General features: G+C 61.7%; 19 protein-coding genes. 10 read left to right on the top strand and 9 right to left on the bottom strand.

The window, feature by feature from the left end; all coding sequences use genetic code 11:
- The first annotated feature begins 53 nt into the window (after positions 1 to 53).
- The 4 genes from AC1DZE_RS14300 to AC1DZE_RS14285 are packed head-to-tail and all read left to right on the top strand — an operon-like array spanning position 54 to position 1918.
- Complete coding sequence (locus tag AC1DZE_RS14300) at positions 54 to 485, top strand: hypothetical protein (protein WP_457278721.1); 432 nt, start codon at positions 54 to 56, stop codon at positions 483 to 485.
- Positions 482 to 781, top strand: coding sequence for a DUF705 domain-containing protein (locus AC1DZE_RS14295; RefSeq protein WP_477670945.1), 300 nt, complete (start codon positions 482 to 484; stop codon positions 779 to 781). Before AC1DZE_RS14300 ends, AC1DZE_RS14295 begins: the two co-directional genes overlap by 4 nt.
- The gene (locus AC1DZE_RS14290) at positions 729 to 1283 is read left to right on the top strand and encodes a hypothetical protein (RefSeq protein WP_477674122.1); all 555 of its coding nucleotides are present in this window, start codon (positions 729 to 731) and stop codon (positions 1281 to 1283) included. The genes AC1DZE_RS14295 and AC1DZE_RS14290 overlap by 53 nt, the downstream gene beginning before the upstream one ends.
- A 29-nt stretch (positions 1284 to 1312) precedes the next feature.
- Positions 1313 to 1918, top strand: a complete 606-nt coding sequence (locus tag AC1DZE_RS14285; protein WP_477700210.1) for a DUF6151 family protein — start codon at positions 1313 to 1315, stop codon at positions 1916 to 1918.
- A gap of 86 nt (positions 1919 to 2004) precedes the next feature.
- Here AC1DZE_RS14285 and glmM read toward each other — a convergent pair whose 3' ends face one another.
- From glmM to AC1DZE_RS14265, 4 genes are all read right to left on the bottom strand, one after another.
- Complete coding sequence (gene glmM, locus AC1DZE_RS14280; protein WP_477674124.1) at positions 2005 to 3336, bottom strand: phosphoglucosamine mutase; 1332 nt, start codon at positions 3334 to 3336, stop codon at positions 2005 to 2007.
- A 114-nt stretch (positions 3337 to 3450) separates the two neighbouring features.
- Positions 3451 to 4308, bottom strand: a complete 858-nt coding sequence (gene folP, locus AC1DZE_RS14275; RefSeq protein WP_477670948.1) for a dihydropteroate synthase — start codon at positions 4306 to 4308, stop codon at positions 3451 to 3453.
- Positions 4309 to 4502: 194 nt separating this feature from the next.
- Positions 4503 to 6425, bottom strand: coding sequence for an ATP-dependent zinc metalloprotease FtsH (ftsH, locus tag AC1DZE_RS14270; RefSeq protein ID WP_457278727.1), 1923 nt, complete (start codon positions 6423 to 6425; stop codon positions 4503 to 4505).
- 130 nt (positions 6426 to 6555) lie between these two features.
- Complete coding sequence (locus AC1DZE_RS14265) at positions 6556 to 7314, bottom strand: RlmE family RNA methyltransferase (protein ID WP_477670949.1); 759 nt, start codon at positions 7312 to 7314, stop codon at positions 6556 to 6558.
- A 42-nt stretch (positions 7315 to 7356) separates the two neighbouring features.
- Here AC1DZE_RS14265 and AC1DZE_RS14260 point away from each other — a divergent pair, with 42 nt between their 5' ends.
- From AC1DZE_RS14260 to AC1DZE_RS14250, 3 genes are all read left to right on the top strand, one after another.
- A complete protein-coding gene (locus AC1DZE_RS14260; RefSeq protein WP_477670950.1) occupies positions 7357 to 7833 on the top strand; it encodes a YhbY family RNA-binding protein in 477 nt (158 codons plus the stop codon).
- Positions 7834 to 7950: 117 nt separating this feature from the next.
- Entirely contained in the window at positions 7951 to 10020 is a 2070-nt protein-coding gene (locus AC1DZE_RS14255) for a M3 family metallopeptidase (RefSeq protein ID WP_477670951.1), read from the top strand.
- A gap of 100 nt (positions 10021 to 10120) precedes the next feature.
- Positions 10121 to 10747, top strand: a complete 627-nt coding sequence (locus tag AC1DZE_RS14250; protein WP_477672094.1) for a glutaredoxin family protein — start codon at positions 10121 to 10123, stop codon at positions 10745 to 10747.
- A 67-nt stretch (positions 10748 to 10814) separates the two neighbouring features.
- Here the strand turns inward: AC1DZE_RS14250 and rpiA are convergent, their stop codons facing one another.
- A complete protein-coding gene (gene rpiA, locus AC1DZE_RS14245) occupies positions 10815 to 11486 on the bottom strand; it encodes a ribose-5-phosphate isomerase RpiA (RefSeq protein ID WP_477672095.1) in 672 nt (223 codons plus the stop codon).
- A 133-nt stretch (positions 11487 to 11619) separates the two neighbouring features.
- On the opposite strand from rpiA, the gene AC1DZE_RS14240 reads away from it, so the two are divergent.
- Positions 11620 to 12672 carry a quinone-dependent dihydroorotate dehydrogenase gene (locus tag AC1DZE_RS14240; protein WP_477672091.1) on the top strand — a complete coding sequence of 351 codons (1053 nt, stop codon included), beginning with the start codon at positions 11620 to 11622 and terminating at the stop codon, positions 12670 to 12672.
- A 67-nt stretch (positions 12673 to 12739) separates the two neighbouring features.
- Here the strand turns inward: AC1DZE_RS14240 and xth are convergent, their stop codons facing one another.
- On the bottom strand, positions 12740 to 13600 hold the full coding sequence (xth, locus tag AC1DZE_RS14235) for an exodeoxyribonuclease III (RefSeq protein WP_477670954.1): 861 nt from the start codon (positions 13598 to 13600) through the stop codon (positions 12740 to 12742).
- 31 nt (positions 13601 to 13631) lie between these two features.
- Entirely contained in the window at positions 13632 to 13880 is a 249-nt protein-coding gene (locus AC1DZE_RS14230) for a hypothetical protein (protein WP_477670955.1), read from the bottom strand.
- Positions 13881 to 14267: 387 nt separating this feature from the next.
- Between AC1DZE_RS14230 and AC1DZE_RS14225 the strand changes: the two genes are divergently transcribed.
- Positions 14268 to 16343 (top strand): oxidoreductase, encoded by a 2076-nt coding sequence (locus tag AC1DZE_RS14225; protein WP_477672096.1) that lies wholly within the window; start codon positions 14268 to 14270, stop codon positions 16341 to 16343.
- A 6-nt stretch (positions 16344 to 16349) separates the two neighbouring features.
- On the opposite strand, the gene AC1DZE_RS14220 is transcribed toward AC1DZE_RS14225, so the two are convergent.
- Both AC1DZE_RS14220 and AC1DZE_RS14215 read right to left on the bottom strand, forming a co-directional pair.
- Entirely contained in the window at positions 16350 to 16586 is a 237-nt protein-coding gene (locus AC1DZE_RS14220) for a hypothetical protein (RefSeq protein ID WP_477670956.1), read from the bottom strand.
- A gap of 54 nt (positions 16587 to 16640) precedes the next feature.
- Positions 16641 to 17573 (bottom strand): LysR family transcriptional regulator, encoded by a 933-nt coding sequence (locus AC1DZE_RS14215; RefSeq protein WP_477670957.1) that lies wholly within the window; start codon positions 17571 to 17573, stop codon positions 16641 to 16643.
- A gap of 152 nt (positions 17574 to 17725) precedes the next feature.
- Here AC1DZE_RS14215 and AC1DZE_RS14210 point away from each other — a divergent pair, with 152 nt between their 5' ends.
- The gene (locus AC1DZE_RS14210; RefSeq protein WP_477670958.1) at positions 17726 to 18130 is read left to right on the top strand and encodes a RidA family protein; all 405 of its coding nucleotides are present in this window, start codon (positions 17726 to 17728) and stop codon (positions 18128 to 18130) included.
- The last annotated feature ends 7 nt before the right edge of the window (positions 18131 to 18137 follow it).

Here is an 18137-nt window from a genome sequence, read left to right as displayed (position 1 = left end):
ACCCACAGGCCAGATGCCTGCGGGCTTCACCCCTCTAACCACAGGCCTGAACGATGCGTTTCTTTCGCAGCTTCAACGACTTTCCCAAACTGCTGCTCGCCCTGACAGCAGCCTACTTCCTCGCCAGTCTCGGCCATTTCAGCCACAACGCCGAGTTCATCTGCGAATATCCGAACCTGCCGGCCTGGCTAACACGTGCGCAGGTTTATGGGGTGTGGGCTGCCATCACTTCGGTGGGTGCCGTTGGCTTGCTGCTCATGCGCAAAAAATTCGTGGCTATGGGCCTGCTGCTGATGGCTGTTTACGCGGCGTTAGGTTTTGACGGCCTGGGCCACTATGCGTTGGCCCCCATCGAGTTTCATCCTCTGATCGCCAACGTCACAATTCTCTCGGAGGTGCTTGCCGCCGCACTTTTGCTGCCGGTAGCCTTGTGGCTGCTGGCGTCACACATATTCCGGGGTCAAACAAAGGTTCAACACCCATGACCCCACAAGTCGTTTTTATCGATGTCGACGACACCATGGTCAGGTCCGTTGGTGCGAAGCGTATTCCCATGCCTGCGGTAATTACCCAGGTCAGGCGGCTGAAATCCGAAGGCGCAACCTTGTTTCTCTGGAGCTCGGGAGGCGCTGAATACTGCCGAACCACAGCCATCGAACTAGGGATCAGCGAGTGTTTTGAAGCTTATCTGCCAAAGCCTACAGCCTACATTGATGACCAGCCGGTGCATGAGTGGCGATTCTGCAAACATCTCTACCCTTCGCACGCTGAGAATGCTTAAGCGATTGCTCGGTGCCGGCGAAAGAGTGTCTTTGGGGAAACTGTCGTTTGCCTCGGCCCTCGTCGCCTTCTCATTGTTTCTTGCGTTGTGGTGCGTTCATCGCGCCGGCGGTGTGCTCTTCGGGGGCAAGCTATTGAACGCGCTGAACCGGCTGGGCATGGTGCGGCAAGAACGCAGCTATATTGCCGAACTTCGGCCAAGCAGCGTCTTTGCGCTGAATGACGCCAACGCTGTTATCTGGTTGACCTGCCTTACGTTCATTCTTGCCGGGCTTGGCCTTGTCCTGGCGCTTTGCTCAGAATACAAACGTGAATCCACGCTTTACGCCAGCACCGGTTTTATCGTGGCGACACTCGGTATCGGACTGCTTTACCCACTGGTCATGGTTACGACGCAGACCGCGGGAGCTATTGCACTCGTCGGCATCAGGAAACACCGTACGCGCAATGACCGGACTGCCCTGCCAGACAAGAACTCGGGGTTCCGCGCGTCTGAATGTTAAATGGCTCACCCATCAAACAGGGCTCTCACATGAATCACCCCTTGCGCTGCCAATGCGGCACACTCCGCGGCCATGTCAGTCACACCGAATCGGTATGCCGCGGCGTCTGCTACTGCGAAGACTGTCAGGTTTACGCGCACTTCCTGGGCAAGGCCGACGAGATTCTGGATGAGATGGGTGGATCGGATGTGATCGCCACGCTGCCCCAGCACGTCACCTTCACCCACGGCCAGGAGGCGCTCGCCTGCATGTCGCTCAGTGACAAGGGCATGTTGCGCTGGTATGCCAGCTGTTGCAACACACCGATCGGCAACACCTCGCGTGACTTCAAGGTCTCGCACGTCGGCCTGCTGCACAACTGCCTGAAAGATCCGTCAACCAGTCTGGACAGCGCTTTCGGCCCCGTGCGCATGAAAGTCGGCATGAAGAGCGCCAAAGGCAGTCCCAAAGCCATGCCGGTCAGCACCAGCGTGTCCATTCTCCGGTTCATGGCGACGCTGATACGCACGAGGCTCAATGGCGGCTACAAGGTCACGCCCTTCTTTAACCCGGATGATGGAGGGCCACGCGTATTGCCGAAGGTGCTCACGCCGGATGAGCGGGCTCGCTTGATGGAGGCCGTAGAGGCTTCCTAGCCCTGTTTGACGGGTCGCTATCGATTTGATAGCTGCTTGCGCCCGCCCTTAAAGGGTTTCAGTCACTATTTTCCTGAATAAATCGCTCAGACCCGTACCGTATCCGCCACCCGCTCGGCGCAGCTTTTGGCCTGGGCTGCATCACGCGCTTCGACCATCACACGCAGCAGCGGCTCGGTGCCACTGGCACGAATCAACAGGCGGCCCGTGTTGCCCAACTCGGCTTCCACCGTTTTGGTCATGTCGGCCAGGGGTTTGCTGCTCTTCCAGTCCTGGTCGGGCTTGAGGCGCACATTGACCAGCGTCTGCGGAAACAACACCACATCGCTCAGCAGCTGGGCCAGAGTTTTCTTGCTGCGCACACAGGCCTGCAACACCTGCAGCGCGCTGATGAGGCCGTCACCGGTGGTGTGCTTGTCGAGTGCCAGCAGGTGGCCCGAACCCTCGCCGCCCAGCAGCCAGCCACGTTTTTCAAGCTCCTCGAGCACGTAGCGGTCACCGACCTTGGCACGTACAAATTCCACGCCTTTGGCTTTCAACGCGACTTCCACGGCCATATTGGTCATCAGGGTGCCCACGGTGCCGGGTACCTTCTCGCCGCGCGCCAGGCGTTCGTTGACCATCAGGTACAGCACCTCGTCGCCGTTGAAGAGCCGGCCTTCGGCGTCCACAATCTGCAGCCGGTCGGCGTCGCCGTCCAGCGCGATGCCGTAATCCGCCTTGCTGGCCTTGACCTTGGCGATCAGCGCTTCGGGGTGCGTCGCACCGACTTCGTGGTTGATATTAAGGCCGTCGGGTGCGCAGCCGATGGCAATGACTTCAGCGCCCAGCTCATGGAACACCATGGGGGCGATGTGATAGGCCGCACCGTGGGCGCCGTCGACCACGATCTTCAGGCCGCGAAGCGTCAGGTCATTGGCAAAGGTGCTTTTGCAAAATTCGGTATAACGCCCTGCCGCATCATCGAGGCGGCGGGCTTTGCCCAAAGTCGCAGAATCGGCCCAGACGGGCGGCTCGTCGAGCGCAGCTTCGACAGCCAATTCCCAGGCATCATCGAGCTTCGTGCCCTGCGCGCTGAAAAACTTGATGCCGTTGTCGGGGTAGGCGTTGTGGCTCGCGCTGATGACGACTCCCAGGCTGGCGCGCTGGGCTCGCGTGAGGTAGGCCACACCCGGTGTAGGCAAGGGGCCGAGCAGCACCACATCGACGCCGGCGGAGTTGAAACCGGACTCCAGCGCGCTTTCCAGCATGTAGCCCGAAATGCGGGTGTCCTTGCCGATCAGCACCGTGGGGCGGGATTCGGTTTTGCGAAGGACCCGGCCGACAGCGTGCGCAAGCCGCAAGACGAAATCGGGCGTGATCGGGGGCTGGCCCACCGTTCCGCGAATGCCGTCGGTGCCGAAGTATTTTCTGGTCATGGAATTTTGTCCCTGTGGAGCTTGTTGTTCTTGAAACAGGGGCCTATTTTAGGTGCCCCCGTACAGCCCTTTGTCAGCCAAAGCCGCCATCTTTGCCGGATAGCGATAAAACTGCTAATGCGCTGCCATCCATACCTTCAGGGCCTGCACGGTCTCGCGCACATCATGCGCACGCACGATACGGGCGCCGCGGTCCACCGCCAGCACGGCGGCCGCCACACTGGGCACCATGCGGTCGGTCACGTCGAGCTGGGCGACAGTTGCGAGCGAAGTGCTGGTCACGGCGGCCAAAGACGATTTGCGCGACCAGGCGGCCAGCAACGGATAGCCGGCAGCGAGGAATTCCTGCTGGCGCGCGAGCAACGCGAAATTCTGCGCCACGGTTTTGCCAAAGCCCACACCCACATCCAGCACGATGCGGGTTTTATCAACGCCAGCGGCCTGCAGGCCAGATGCGGCGCTTTCCAGAAAAGCCCTCACCTGCGGCACCACGTCGCCCTCCATGGGGGCAACCTGCATGGTCTGCGGTTCGCGGTGCATGTGCATCAGGCAGACACCGCAATTCGGGTGCTGCGCCACCACCTGCACCGCACCCGGCTTGCGCAGGGCCCAGATGTCGTTGATGACATCGGCGCCCAGGTCAAGCACAGCCTGCATCACCTCAGGTTTGTATGTGTCGACCGACAGCGGCACCCCCAGGCTGACCGCATGGCGAACCACCGGCAGCACCCGTTCAAGCTCTTCCTCCAGTGACACGGGCGGCGCGCCAGGCCGGCTTGATTCACCGCCAATGTCCAGCATGTCGGCGCCATCCCGGATCAATTTCTCGCAATGAGCAAAGACACCTGAAAAACCACCACCGAGGGTGAAATACCTGCCCCCATCCGAAAATGAGTCGGGCGTGACATTGACGATACCCATGACGCGCGGCTTTGACAGGTCAATCTGAAAGCGGGAGGTTTGCCAGATCATGGATGGATGTCCCAAAACGAATGAAGGGTTAAACCACAGGCCGGTACGCAATGCAATATCGCGCAAGGAACGGTGCATTGCCGAAGCCACACAAAGTGGCAAGCACACGAGCCATGTTCTCCACCATGAAAAAACCGGGGACTGGCCCCGGTTGTGATGACTGCCTGGCAGTCGTCTTCATGCTTGTGGAGGCATCAGGCTACCGTCGGCGCCGGATCGGTACTGACAGCCGGCGTGCCGCCGCTGGGACCGCTACCGCCGCCTACCGACGAATTGCGCGGCGTCCAGTCCTTGGGCGGCCGGGGTTCCTTGCCGGCCATGATGTCGTCCAGCTGGTCGCCGTCAATGGTTTCCCATTCGAGCAGGGCCTTGGCCATGGCATGCATCTTGTCCTGGTTGTCCTCGATCAGCTTGCGCGCCTGGGCGTACTGCTGGTCGATGATTCGGCGTACTTCACCGTCCACCTTTTGCAGGGTCGACTCGCTCATGTTGTTGGTCTTGGTGACCGAACGGCCCAAAAACACTTCGCCTTCATTTTCCGCGTACACCATGGGGCCCAGGGCCTCGGTCATGCCGTAACGGGTCACCATGTCGCGGGCCAGCGCTGTGGCACGTTCAAAGTCGTTGCTGGCGCCTGTGGTCATCTGGTTCATGAAGACTTCTTCGGCAATACGGCCGCCAAACAGCATGCTGATCTGGCTGAGCATGTACTCGCGGTCATAGCTGTAGCGGTCTTGCGCCGGCAGGCTCATGGTCACGCCCAGGGCACGGCCGCGCGGAATGATGGTGACCTTGTGAACCGGATCGCACTTCGGCAGCATCTTGCCGAGCAGCGCGTGACCGGACTCATGGTAGGCCGTGTTGCGGCGCTCTTCTTCGGGCATGACCATGCTCTTGCGCTCGGGGCCCATCAGTATCTTGTCTTTGGCTTTTTCGAAGTCCTGCATCTCGACGGTGCGCGCGTTGCGGCGTGCAGCCATCAGGGCAGCTTCGTTGCACAGGTTGGCCAGGTCAGCGCCCGACATGCCGGGCGTGCCGCGGGCAATAACCCCGGGGCTCACATCCTGGCCGAGCGGAACCTTGCGCATGTGCACATTCAGGATCTGCTCGCGGCCGCGGATATCGGGCAGCGTCACATAGACCTGGCGGTCAAAACGGCCGGGACGAAGCAAGGCGGCGTCCAGGATGTCGGGACGGTTGGTGGCAGCCACCACGATCACGCCGACATTGGTTTCAAAGCCGTCCATCTCGACCAGCATCTGGTTCAGGGTCTGCTCGCGTTCGTCATTGCCGCCGCCCAGGCCCGCACCGCGCTGGCGGCCGACTGCGTCGATTTCATCGATGAAGATGATGCAAGGCGCATTTTTCTTGGCGTTGTCGAACATGTCGCGCACACGCGACGCGCCTACACCGACGAACATTTCAACGAAGTCAGAGCCGGAAATCGAGAAAAACGGAACCTTGGCTTCGCCGGCAATACTCTTGGCCAGCAGGGTTTTACCGGTGCCCGGAGGGCCGACCAGCAGCAAACCACGCGGAATGCGGCCACCCAGTTTCTGGAATTTGGCAGGGTCTTTCAGGAAGTCGACCACTTCCTTGACTTCTTCCTTGGCTTCGTCGCAGCCCGCCACGTCGGCAAAAGTCACTGGATTGGTGGATTCATCGAGCAGGCGCGCCTTGGATTTACCGAAGCTGAAAGCCCCGCCCTTGCCGCCGCCCTGCATCTGCCGCATGAAATAAATCCACACGCCGATCAGCAGCAGCATGGGACCCCAGCTGATCAGCAGGGACGTGAGCAGGGAGGTTTCTTCGCGGGGCTTGACGTCAAACTTCACGTCGTTGGCGATCAGGTCGCCGACGAGGCCGCGGTCAAGGTAGGTTGCGGTGGTGCGAACCTTGCGATCATCCACCGTGGTGGCGGAAATCTCGGTGCCGCCCTGGCCTTCGGCGATGGTGGCCTGCTTGATGCGCTTGCCACGCACCTCTTCCAGGAACTCGGAGTAACCCAGGTAGTTTGAGCCGGCACTACCGCGTGGATCAAATTGCTTGAATACGGTAAACAGCACCATGGCGATAACCAGCCAGATTGCAATTTTGGAAAACCACTGATTGTTCAAGGACTACTCCGGTATAAGAACAAAAGTCACATGCGCCTGATTTTAGGCGTTTCAAGGGCAAAAACCGCGTAATCCCCTGCCAGCCCCATGTTTGAAGCGGGTTTAGGTGATTTTTGCCACCGTATCACACTCATTGTGCAGCTTCGGCACGCCTCTTAAGCCCCCGGCCAATCAGGAAAATCTCGGACGATCCCGGTCGCGATGCCTTGGGTTTGAGGGGCTTGACCGTCTTGAAGGTGTCCTTGAAAAGCTTCACGAGCTGATCGTATCCGCTGCCGTGAAAAAGCTTCACCACCAGGGTGCCGTCCGGTTTCATCCGGTTCTGGGCAAACTCCACGGCCAGCTCTATGAGATGGGCAATGCGGGCGGCATCGGCCGATTCAATACCCGACAGGTTGGGCGCCATGTCCGAGATCACAAGATCGACCCGGATCTGCCCTTCGGACGAGGCCAGCGCCTGCTCCAGCTTCTCCAGCACCTCCGCCTCCCGGAAGTCGCCCTGGATAAAGGTCACCCCCTCGATCGGCTCCATGGGCAGCAGGTCCAGCCCGATGATGCGGCCGTTGAGCTCCCCCGCCGCCGCGCCGGTGGGTGACAGCTTGCGCCTCACGTACTGGCTCCAGGCCCCGGGCGTGCTACCCAGGTCGACCACACAGTCCCCCGGCCGGATCAGGCCGAAGGTTTCGTCAATTTCCTTCAATTTGTAAGCTGCCCTGGCCCGGTAGCCCTCTTTCTGGGCCAATTTGACGTAGGGGTCGTTGATGTGGTCGTGCAACCACGCCTTGTTGACCTTTTTCCCTTTCGCACTGGCTTTCGATACGGCTTTGGCAGCGGCCTTCGCGTCGGTCTGGGTGCCGGGTTTGAAGTCGGTCTTGGCATTTACTTTCATGGGGTCTATTGTCCTCTTCCCGACTCCCCCGATAATTGGGTCATGGCTCAAATACAACTTACCCCCGCCCAGCGCAAGGATCACCGCGCCGATGCCCATCACCTGAACGCAGTGGTGATGATCGGCTCCGATGGCCTGACCGCTGCCGTCAAGAAAGAAACCGACGCGGCCCTGAACGCGCACGGCCTCATCAAGGTGCGGGTTCAATCAGACGACCGCGCCGGCCGAGAAGCGATTTTCCAGACCCTGGCAGATGAACTCAATGCCGCCCCCATCCAGCATATCGGCAAGCTGCTGGTGCTGTGGCGCCCAATGCCGGAAAAGGAAAAGAAGGTCAATGAAGACCGCATGCCCGGCCCCCGTGATGTCAAGGTACTGAAAAACAGCTCCCGCTACGGCCAGCGTCCCGAAGTCAAAACCCTGCGCGTGCTCGGCAACCAGCGCCTCACGCCCGGCGGCACCGTCAAACGCGCCAAAAAACCCCAACTGAAAAGTGTCAAGAAGAGTGCACAGGGCTGAGTTCCCCGCCCGCAAGGCACGGGGCAATTGCCCCGATAGCGCCCCGACAGGCACATTCTTCCTGGCCCGGTAGCCCCAGGCCCTTAGATTCGAGACTTTCGCCCACAGCTGTACGTCATGACCAATCCCCTTCTCGACTTCTCCGACCTTCCCCTGTTTGACCGGATTCAGCCCGAGCATGTGGCGCCAGCCCTCGACGAGCTGCTGGCCAGGGCCGAAAGTGCCCTTGAGCAAGTCACGGCAGCGGATTTTCCGGCCTCCTGGAGCGGCATCGCCGGCGTGCTGGACGTGGCCACCGAGAACCTGGGCCGCGCCTGGGGCGCCGTGAGCCACCTCAACAGCGTGGCCGACACGCCGGAGCTGCGCGCGGCCTACAACGCCGCCCTGCCGCGCGTGACCGAGTTCTGGACCCGCCTGGGCGCCGATGAGCGCCTTTACGACAAATACAAAGCCATCGACGTGGCCACCCTGAACACCGAGCAGCGCCAGGCCCATAAAAACGCCATTCGCAACTTTGTGCTGTCGGGTGCGGAACTGAAGGGCACCGACCGCGACCGTTTTGCCGAGATCCAGGAACGCCAGGCCGAGCTGAACCAGAAATTCAGCGAGAACGCCCTGGATGCCACCGACGCATTTGCCTATTACGCGACAGAAGCCGAGGTTGAGGGCATTCCTGCCGACGTGCTTGAAACAGCGCGCAACCAGGCCCAGTCCGAAGGCAAGACCGGCTACCGCCTCAGCCTGAAAATGCCAAGCTACCTGCCTGTCATGCAGTTTGCCAAAAGCAGCAAACTGCGCGAAACCTTTTACAAGGCCTACACCACCCGCGCCAGCGACCAGGCCGCACCCGAGTTCAGCAAATTCGACAACAGCGCCATCATGAAGGAAATCCTTGCGCTGCGCCTCGAAGAGGCAAAGCTGCTGGGCTACCGTAATTTCGGCGAGGTCTCGGTGGTCGCCAAGATGGCCAAGTCCCCCGACGAGGTCATCACGTTTTTGCGTGACCTTGCCCGGCGCGCCCGACCCTATGCCGAAAAGGATGTTGCCGACCTGCGCGCCTTTGCCGCCACCCAGTTGGGCCTGCCCGACCCGCAAGCCTGGGACTACGCCTACATCGGCGAAAAACTCAAGGAAGCGCGCTACGCCTTCAGTGAACAGGAAGTCAAACAGTACTTCACTGCCCCCAAGGTGCTGGCAGGCCTCTTCAGGATCGTGGAAACACTGTTTGAAGTTGCCATCCGCAAGGACTCGGCACCCGTGTGGAAGCCTGGCGTAGAGTTTTTCCGTATCGAGCGCAACGGCCAGCTGGTGGGCCAGTTCTATCTGGACCAGCCCGCCCGCACCGGCAAACGCGGCGGCGCCTGGATGGATGATGTGCGCACCCGCTGGCTGCGCCCCGACAACGGCAAGCTACAAACCCCGGTGGCGCACCTCGTCTGCAACTTCGCCGAGGGCGTGGGCGGCAAGCCAGCCCTGCTCACGCACGACGACGTGACCACGCTGTTCCATGAATTCGGCCACGGGCTGCACCACATGCTCACCCAGGTCAACGAACGGGACGTTTCCGGCATCAGCGGCGTCGAATGGGACGCCGTCGAGCTGCCCAGCCAGTTCATGGAAAACTTTTGCTGGGAGTGGGACGTGCTCAAGCACATGACCGCCCACGTGGATACCGGCGCCGCCCTGCCGCGTGAGCTGTTCGACAAGATGCTGGCCGCCAAAAACTTCCAGAGCGGCATGCAGACGCTGCGCCAGGTCGAGTTTTCACTGTTCGACATGCTGCTGCACACCTCTCACAACCCGGCCGACGACCTGATGGATCTCCTGAACGAGGTGCGCCGGGAAGTCGCCGTGATTGTCGCCCCGGCCTACAGCCGTACTGCGCATACATTCAGTCACATTTTTTCCGGTGGTTATGCAGCCGGGTATTACAGCTACAAATGGGCCGAAGTCCTGTCTGCAGACGCTTATGCCGCGTTTGAAGAGTCCGCCCATCCTGCAGCCGACCCGGGTACAAACACTGACGCCGGCACAGGATCGGGTACCGTTAATGTAGAAACAGGCCGAAAATACCGGCAAGCCATCCTGGAAGCAGGGGGCAGCCGTCCGGCCATGGAATCATTCAAGGCCTTCCGGGGCCGCGAGCCAACGCTGGACGCGCTGATGCGCCACCAGGGTATGGCTTGAAACACCTGAGCCAAGCTACTTCAATTCAAATTCAAGACTGACTGGGGAAACCATGAAATCAAACGCTGTTAGGTCCTTCTCTCCCAACGCCCTGCTGGCCATGCTGCTGTTTGGGGGAAGCTTAATTTTTATGGCGCTGCCGTCGCACGCGCAGGTCTACCGCATCGTGGGACCCGACGGCAAGGTAACCTTTTCCGACCAGCCACCGCCGGCGGCAAGTAGCGGAAAAGTTAGCGCTGCCAACGCAGCGTCAAGTGGTGGTGGAGCAGCATCCGGAGGTCTTCCTTTCGAATTGCGACAGGTTGTCAGCAAATACCCGGTCACCTTGTACACCAACGAAAAATGTATTCCCTGCGGTTCCGCTCGTGCCATGCTGATAAGCCGTGGCATTCCCTTCAGCGAGAAAACCGTCAACACCAACGAAGATATTGCGGCCCTGCAGCGGCTGAGCGGCGATGCATCGCTGCCCCTTCTGACCATAGCCGCCCAGCAACTCAAAGGCTATTCGGATGCAGAGTGGACGCAGTTCCTGAATGCAGCGGGCTACCCTGCTGCGTCTATATTGCCGGCCACCTACCAGCGCCCCGCGCCTACACCCCTGGTCGCGGTGAGCAAATCTCCAGCAGCGGGCACCGCCCCAGCCGCGCCTGCCGCACCATCCCAGCAGGCTGCTCCGGCGGCACCACCCGCCGCCACGGCCAACAACCCTGCCGGCATCAAATTCTGAGCGGGCTCTGAAAAATGCAAAACGCCGGGTACCAGCCCGGCGTTTTGCTTTCTGGAGCCAGAGCAGCCTAAAACACCAGTGTCTTCACCCCGCCCGGCGCACCCAGCAAGCAGACATGCGCCTTCTGGTGGGCGAACACCCCCACCGTCACCACGCCCGGCCACTGGTTGACCTGCGACTCAAAACCCAGCGGATCGGCGATCTTCAGGCCGGTCACGTCCAGGATGTGCTGGCCGTTGTCGGTGACCAGCGGCTTGCCGTCCTTGAGCCGCAGGTTGGCTGTACCGCCCATGGCCGCAAACTGCCGCGCAATACGTCTGGCCGCCATCGGAATCACCTCAACGGGCAGCGGAAAGTTGCCCAGCGCCTGCACCAGCTTGGACTCGTCGGCAATGCAGACAAACTTGCGCGACTGGGCTGCCACGATCTTTTCGCGCGTCAGCGCCGCACCGCCGCCCTTGACCATATAACCCGCGTTGTCGATCTCGTCGGCGCCGTCGATGTACACCGCCAGCTCGTCCACCTCCGTCGCGTCAAACACCTTGATGCCCAGCGCCTGCAGGCGTTCCGTCGAGGCAACCGAGCTCGACACCGCACCGGCAATGCGCCCCTTCATGGTGCCCAGCGCGTCAATGAATTTGTTGACAGTCGAGCCGGTGCCCACTCCCACAATGCTGCCTTCCTCGACATAGTGCAGGGCTGCCTGGCCAACCAGGGTTTTGAGTTCGTCTTGGGTCATGGCTTGGGTCATGGAAGTATTAAAGAGTGTTTGGGGGGGCGGGCCGGGGCGAAACGGGTTTTGCGACAATCAGGCCTCATGCCCGGCCTGCCCGGGTGGTTCATCGCCTCATCGCCAACAGCCGAATTATCCAATGTCCCTGCTTCCCTACTCCCTGGCCCGCCCTTTTTTATTTGGGCTTGACCCCGAAACCGCCCACGAGCTGACCATGGCTTCGCTGGCGCGCACCCAGGGCACGCCGCTGTCGCTGGCCTACTGCGGCAACCGCGTGAGCGATCCCGTCGAGCTGGCCGGCCTGAAATTCGCCAACCGCGTGGGTCTGGCCGCCGGGCTCGATAAAAACGCCCGCTGCATCGACGGCCTGGCCGCCATGGGTTTCGGCTTTGTCGAAGTGGGCACCGTCACCCCTCTGGGCCAACCGGGCAACCCCAAGCCGCGCATGTTCCGCCTCACCGAAGCCAACGCGCTCATCAACCGCCTGGGCTTTAACAATGAAGGGCTGGCCGCTTTTCTGGCCAATGTGCAGCGATCCAGCGTGCGCAAGCAAGGCGCGCAAAACACCCTGCTGCTGGGCCTGAACATCGGCAAAAACGCTGCTACGCCGATTGAAAACGCCGTCGACGACTACCTGACCTGCCTGGACGGTGTCTACCCGCACGCCGACTACGTCACCGTCAACATCTCCAGCCCCAACACCAAAAACCTGCGCGCCCTGCAAAGCGACGAAGCCCTGGACGCCCTGCTCGGCCGCATCGCCGAACGCCGCGAGACCCTGGCCAAACAGCACGGCAAGCGCGTGCCGATTTTTGTGAAGATCGCGCCCGACCTCGATGAAGCCCAGGTCGATGTGATTGCCGCCACGCTCAAGCGCCACGCCATGGACGGCGTCGTCGCCACCAACACCACGCTGAGCCGCGACGCCGTGAAAGGCATGCGCCATGCCGAAGAAGCCGGCGGCCTGAGCGGCGCGCCGGTGCTGGAAGCCAGCAACCGCGTCATCGGCCAGCTGCGCGCGGCACTCGGCAAAGGCTTTCCCATCATCGGCGTGGGCGGCATCATGAGCGGTGCGGACGCCGTCTCCAAGATCAAGGCTGGCGCCGATGTCGTGCAGATCTACACCGGCCTCATCTACAAAGGCCCCGAACTGGTCACCGACGCCGCGACTGCGATCAAAAACAGCCGCTAGACCAATAGGGACTTGCGCAAGCAGCTATTGAATTAATAGCAACGAATCCGTAAGGTACGGCATTGGCTTACGGAGCTTTTTTGCGCGGCACCGCTGCCGCTCGCGGCCTGGCCACTTTGGCCACCTTCTTCTTCACCGCGCCCACAGCTTTACGCGCCACCCCCAGCTCCACCCACACCGGCGCATGGTCGCTGGCATGTTCCTGCCCGCGCACCCAACTGTCTACCCCGGCGGCCTTCAGGCGCGGCGCCAGTTCTGCATTCAACAGGATATGGTCGATGCGCAAGCCCGCGTTGCGCTGCCAGTGCTGGCGGAAATAATCCCAGAAGGTGTAGATGCGCTCTTGCGGGTGCAAATGCCGCAGGCTGTCTACCCACCCTTGCCCCAACAGCTTTTCATAGGCCGCCCGGCTTTCGGGCTGCAACAAGGCGTCCTTGCGCCAGGACTTGGGGTTGTAGATATCAAAGTCGGTCGGCACCACGTTGAAGTCACCGGCCAGCGCAACCGGGTGGCCCGAACCGCAGAGCGCCAGCGCATGCCGGTGCAGGCGCTCAAACCAGGCCAGCTTGTAGTCAAACTTGGGGCCTGGCTGCGGGTTGCCGTTGGGCAGGTACAGGCAGGCCACAATGATTCCGTCTACTGCGGCCTCCAGGTAGCGGCTTTGGTCATCTGACGCATCGCCGGGCAGCTCACGCCGTATTTCAACCGGCGCCTCACCCTTCGCCAGAATCGCCACGCCGTTCCATGACCGCTGGCCTTTCCATAAAGCGCCGTAACCCGCTTCCCGCAGCTCGGCCTGGGGAAACACACCGTCCAGCGCTTTTAATTCCTGCAGGCACACCACGTCCGGCGATTCTTTGGCCAGCCAGTCCAGCAACTGCGGCAACCGCGTCTTGATGCCGTTGACGTTAAAGGTCGCGAGTTTCATCAGGCCCCGATCAAACGCCGGCCAACCCCAATCAAACCCCGGGCGAAGGCTTCCCCCGGCCCGGCCCGCGCCGGAAAGCCTCGGCGCCGCCGCTGCCGCCACCGTCGGGAAAGCTGTGCTGCTTGAGCTTGCCGGCCTTTCCGGGCTTCACCGGGTTTTCAATCAAGGTACTGGCATCGTTGCCATCTGCTTCATCGTCCGGCTCGCTGTGCGGAGGATGCGGCACCGTCGCGCCTTCGCCGGTCTTGGCGCGTGTCGGGCTGGTGTTGCTTTTTGCCATGGGTGCTCCAGAAATCGAAGCTTCAAAGTACCAGCACCGGCTAAGGGCGGGTGTCAGACAACACCGCAAGGTCGTACTCCGGTATACCCACATCGGCAGGCATCCGGCATCCAAGGCCCCTGCTTCAAGAAAAACAGCCGGTAAGCCAATCAGGATGGGCGCAAGCAGCTATTAAATCAATAGCACATCACGGCAGGCGGCGTAGGGGTGCCGCCGCTCAGGGTTAGCCCCAAGACGGGGTAGAGCCTGTCCCCTAGAGTACCCGGCAGGCTTTGTAGCGCCCCTTGTTACGACTACCATGCAGGCAGTTTTGACAGGAGACCTGCCTTGGCCGCGACCCCCACTTCGGCGACGACGCCCCCTTCCCTTGCGTCTTCTTCTTTTTCCCTGGACCCCGCCTCCCCCTACCCCCACCTGCTCGCGCCGCTGGACCTGGGCTTCACCACGCTGAAGAACCGCGTGCTCATGGGCAGCATGCACACCGGCCTCGAAGACGGCCGCAAACACTTCCCCGCCATGGCCGCCTACTTTGCCGAGCGCGCGCGCGGCGGTGTGGGCCTGATGGTTACCGGCGGCTTCGCGCCCAACATCGCCGGCTGGACCAAACCGTTTGCCGGCATGCTCGCCAGCTCAGGCGCTGCGCGCCGCCACAAGCAGATCACAGACGCAGTACATGCAGAAGGCGGCAAGATTGCGCTGCAAATTTTGCACACCGGCCGCTATGGCTACCACCCGCTGTGCGTCGCACCTTCGCGCATCCAGAGCCCCATCTCGCCCTTCACCCCGCGCGAGCTCAGCGCCGGCGGCATTGAGCGGCAGATCCGCGCCTTCATCCGCTGCGCCATGCTCGCCCGCGATGCCGGCTACGACGGCGTCGAGATCATGGGCAGCGAAGGCTACTTCATTAACCAGTTCCTTGTCACCCACACCAACCAGCGCACCGACGAGTGGGGCGGCAGCTACGCCAACCGCATGCGCCTGGCCGTCGAGATCGTGCGCCGCACGCGCGAAGCCGTCGGGCGCGACTTCATCATCATCTACCGCCTCTCGATGATCGACCTGATCCCCGGCGGCAGCAGCTGGGAGGAAGTCGTGCTGCTGGCCCAAGCGGTGGAAGCCGCCGGTGCCACGCTCATCAACAGCGGCATCGGCTGGCATGAGGCGCGTGTGCCGACAATCGCGACGTCAGTACCACGTGGTGCCTTCACCTGGGTCACCAAAAAGCTGCGCACCGACCTGCGTGCCGCCGGCCTCACGATTCCTGTCATCACCAGCAACCGCCTGAACATGCCCGAGGTGGCCGAACAGGTGCTGGCCGACGGCTCGGCTGACATGGTCAGCATGGCCCGCCCTTTCCTGGCCGACCCCGAGTTTGTCAACAAGGCCGCGCAGGGGCGCCGCGACGAGATCAACACCTGCATCGCCTGCAACCAGGCCTGCCTGGACCACGCCTTCCAGGCCAAGCTGGCAAGCTGCCTGGTCAACCCCCGCGCCGGGCATGAAACCGAACTCGTCATTCGCATCGCCCCCGCCAAAAAACGCGTTGCCGTCATAGGCGCAGGCCCCGCGGGTCTGGCCGCCGCCACCACTTTGGCCCTGCGCGGCCACAGCGTTGACCTGTATGACGCGGCCGACAAAATCGGCGGCCAGTTCAACCTGGCCAAGCGCGTGCCCGGCAAGGAAGAGTTCGAGGAAACCCTGCGCTACTTCGGCCAGCGCATCACCGGCACCGGCGTGAAGCTGCACCTGAACACCCGCGTCTCGGCGGCCGACCTCATTGCGCAGAAGTTTGACGAAGTCGTGCTGGCCACCGGCGTCACGCCGCGCAACCCGCGTATTCCCGGGCAAGACCATCCCAAGGTGCTGAGCTACATCGATGTGCTGCTGGGCCGCCAGCCCGTTGGCGAACGTGTGGCACTCATAGGCGCAGGCGGCATCGGCTTTGACGTCGCCGAGTTCCTCGTCACACCCACCGGCCATTCCACCGCACTCGACCTGCCCGCCTGGCTCGCCGAATGGGGTGTGGCCGACCCCGGTGAAGTGCGCGGCGGCGTGGTACGCCCGCTGGTCACGCCGCCGGCGCGCCATGTCACCCTGCTGCAGCGCAAGCCCGGCAAGCTGGGCGCGGGCCTGGGCAAGACCACCGGCTGGATCCACCGTGCCGCGCTGAAGATGAAAAACGTCGAAATGCTTTCAGGCGTCAACTATGAACGCATTGGTGAAAACGAAGAAGGCTCAGGCCTCAGCCTCTTCATCACCTTCGGCGAAAAACGGCAGGACGGCACCGTGCTGGCGGTCGACAACATCGTGCTGTGCGCCGGACAGGAACCCCTGCGCGAACTGCTGGAGCCACTGCGCGCGGCCGGCGTCAAGACGCACCTGATTGGCGGCGCAGACGAAGCCAGCGAACTCGATGCGAAACGCGCTATTGACCAGGGGACGCGTCTGGCTGCGATGGTGTGACCACGCTTATTTGGGCAGCCCTGCCTCAAAGCGGTCCATCTCTTCATCCAGCGTTCCGCGGCCGTTGAAATCCCGCTTGGCCTGGCCATACCAGTACTCGGCATTCCCCAGGTCGCCCTCCTGTACATGCAGGATGCCGTGCAGCCAGGCGGCCAGTTGCGACTCATCACTCTGCACAATCGTGTGTGCCTCGGTCCAGCGCCCCGAGCGCATGTGAACCAGGGCTTGGCGAAGATTGGCCATCGAAAACTCCTTGAATGAAATGAATATATCGCCGATGGAATTTCCATGGCGGGGTCATGTTTTTCCGTCACGCGGGCCAGCAACAGGCGCATGCTGCGCCATCAGCCCGGCAATCCACTCGATGAACACGCGCAGTTTGGCGCTGACATGCCGGTTCGGCGCAAAGGCTACGTACAAAGGCATCGGGTCAAGGCGCCAGCCCTTGAACAGGCGCACCAGTTCGCCGCCAGCCAGGTGCGCCTTCGCCATGTAGTCCGGCAGCCAGAGGACTCCCAATCCCGCCAGCCCGGCCGCGAGGTAGGCATTGCCGTCATCGAATGCGAACAGGTGCCGGCCTTGCACCTTGATGCTCTCGCCCTTGCAGTGCATGGCGTACGGAAAAGCCTTGCCGGTGCGCGCCCACAGAAAACCCACGATGCGGTGATGTGTGTCTTCCAGCTCTCGTGGGTGCAACGGTGTGCCCGAGCGCTCCAGATAGGCCGGGGCGGCGTATACCCCCAACTGCAGGTCACCCACCTTGCGGGCCATCAGCGACTGATCGGTTAGCTCGCCGCCGCGCACGACGCAATCCACGTTGTCGCCGATCAGGTCCACCATGCGGTCGCTGACACCCATGTCGAGCTGAATCTCAGGGTAGCGCGCATGAAATTCCGGCAAGGCCGGCACCAGGATCATGCGGGCCAGGGGGCTGGGCACATCGACCCGCAGCCGGCCCCTGGGCGACGCCGACGCGCTGGACAGGCTGGTCTCGGCATCATCAACCTCGGCCAGGACGCGCACCACCCGGTCATAGTAGGCAGCGCCATCGGCAGTGACATTGACCTTCCGTGTGGTCCGGTTGAGCAGCTTGACCCGCAGCCGCGCTTCCAGTTGCTGCACCAGCTGCGTCACGCTGGTCTTGCTCATATGGAGTGTCTCGGCCGCCTTGGTGAAGCTGCCTGCTTCCACCACGCGGGCGAATGCCTGCATTGCATCGAAACGGTCCATCTCTGCTCCAGATATGTTGACGTTGATGATTGTTTGGATTCTACGAACAGTGATGGTTAGCCTTGCCTGTTTATCCGAAAGGCACAGTCTTCTAAAGTTCTTTCATCGTTAACCACGGGCCGGCGACGGCCCATATGAAAAAGGACATTTTTATGACCAAGCGTGACGTCGTTTTTCCACCCGGGCGCCAGGCCCTCTATGAACGCAACCGCTATTCGCCGGCGGTGAAGTCCAACGGATTCCTGTTCGTTTCAGGGCAGGTTGGCAGCCGCGAAGATGGATCCCCCGAGCCCGACCTGGAGGCGCAGGTCCGGCTCGCCTTCGACAACCTGAACGCCATCCTCAAGGCCGCAGGCTGCACCTTCGACGACGTGGTCGACGTGACCGTCTTCATGGTGGATCCGGAATCGGTGTTCGAGACAGCCTGGAAAGTGGTGCCCGACTACTGGGGCAACGCACCGCACCCTACGCTGACGGGTGTCGGCGTGACCTGGCTCTATGGCTTTCAGTTTGAGATCAAGGTGATTGCCAAGCTTCCAGAGTTTCGCGGTGATTGAGTGACTT

The organism is Polaromonas sp. P1_F1, assembly GCF_056405795.1.
Note: the sequence above shows the minus strand (reverse complement) of the source record. Positions and strands in the feature narration are given on the sequence as shown.

Bases quoted from the DNA above. Each gene is read 5' to 3' on its own strand.
- AC1DZE_RS14220 (WP_477670956.1), bottom strand. From the start codon at position 16,586: ATGGCCAATCTTCGCCAAGCCCTGGTTCACATGCGCTCGGGGCGCTGG.
- AC1DZE_RS14230 (WP_477670955.1), bottom strand. From the start codon at position 13,880: ATGGCAAAAAGCAACACCAGCCCGACACGCGCCAAGACCGGCGAAGGC.
- glmM (WP_477674124.1), bottom strand. From the start codon at position 3,336: ATGACCAGAAAATACTTCGGCACCGACGGCATTCGCGGAACGGTGGGC.
- AC1DZE_RS14240 (WP_477672091.1), top strand. From the start codon at position 11,620: ATGTCCCTGCTTCCCTACTCCCTGGCCCGCCCTTTTTTATTTGGGCTT.
- AC1DZE_RS14265 (WP_477670949.1), bottom strand. From the start codon at position 7,314: ATGAAAGTAAATGCCAAGACCGACTTCAAACCCGGCACCCAGACCGAC.
- AC1DZE_RS14250 (WP_477672094.1), top strand. From the start codon at position 10,121: ATGCTGCTGTTTGGGGGAAGCTTAATTTTTATGGCGCTGCCGTCGCAC.
- folP (WP_477670948.1), bottom strand. From the start codon at position 4,308: ATGATCTGGCAAACCTCCCGCTTTCAGATTGACCTGTCAAAGCCGCGC.
- xth (WP_477670954.1), bottom strand. From the start codon at position 13,600: ATGAAACTCGCGACCTTTAACGTCAACGGCATCAAGACGCGGTTGCCG.
- AC1DZE_RS14260 (WP_477670950.1), top strand. From the start codon at position 7,357: ATGGCTCAAATACAACTTACCCCCGCCCAGCGCAAGGATCACCGCGCC.
- AC1DZE_RS14210 (WP_477670958.1), top strand. From the start codon at position 17,726: ATGACCAAGCGTGACGTCGTTTTTCCACCCGGGCGCCAGGCCCTCTAT.
- AC1DZE_RS14255 (WP_477670951.1), top strand. From the start codon at position 7,951: ATGACCAATCCCCTTCTCGACTTCTCCGACCTTCCCCTGTTTGACCGG.
- AC1DZE_RS14300 (WP_457278721.1), top strand. From the start codon at position 54: ATGCGTTTCTTTCGCAGCTTCAACGACTTTCCCAAACTGCTGCTCGCC.
- AC1DZE_RS14285 (WP_477700210.1), top strand. From the start codon at position 1,313: ATGAATCACCCCTTGCGCTGCCAATGCGGCACACTCCGCGGCCATGTC.
- AC1DZE_RS14290 (WP_477674122.1), top strand. From the start codon at position 729: ATGAGTGGCGATTCTGCAAACATCTCTACCCTTCGCACGCTGAGAATG.
- rpiA (WP_477672095.1), bottom strand. From the start codon at position 11,486: ATGACCCAAGACGAACTCAAAACCCTGGTTGGCCAGGCAGCCCTGCAC.
- AC1DZE_RS14215 (WP_477670957.1), bottom strand. From the start codon at position 17,573: ATGGACCGTTTCGATGCAATGCAGGCATTCGCCCGCGTGGTGGAAGCA.
- AC1DZE_RS14295 (WP_477670945.1), top strand. From the start codon at position 482: ATGACCCCACAAGTCGTTTTTATCGATGTCGACGACACCATGGTCAGG.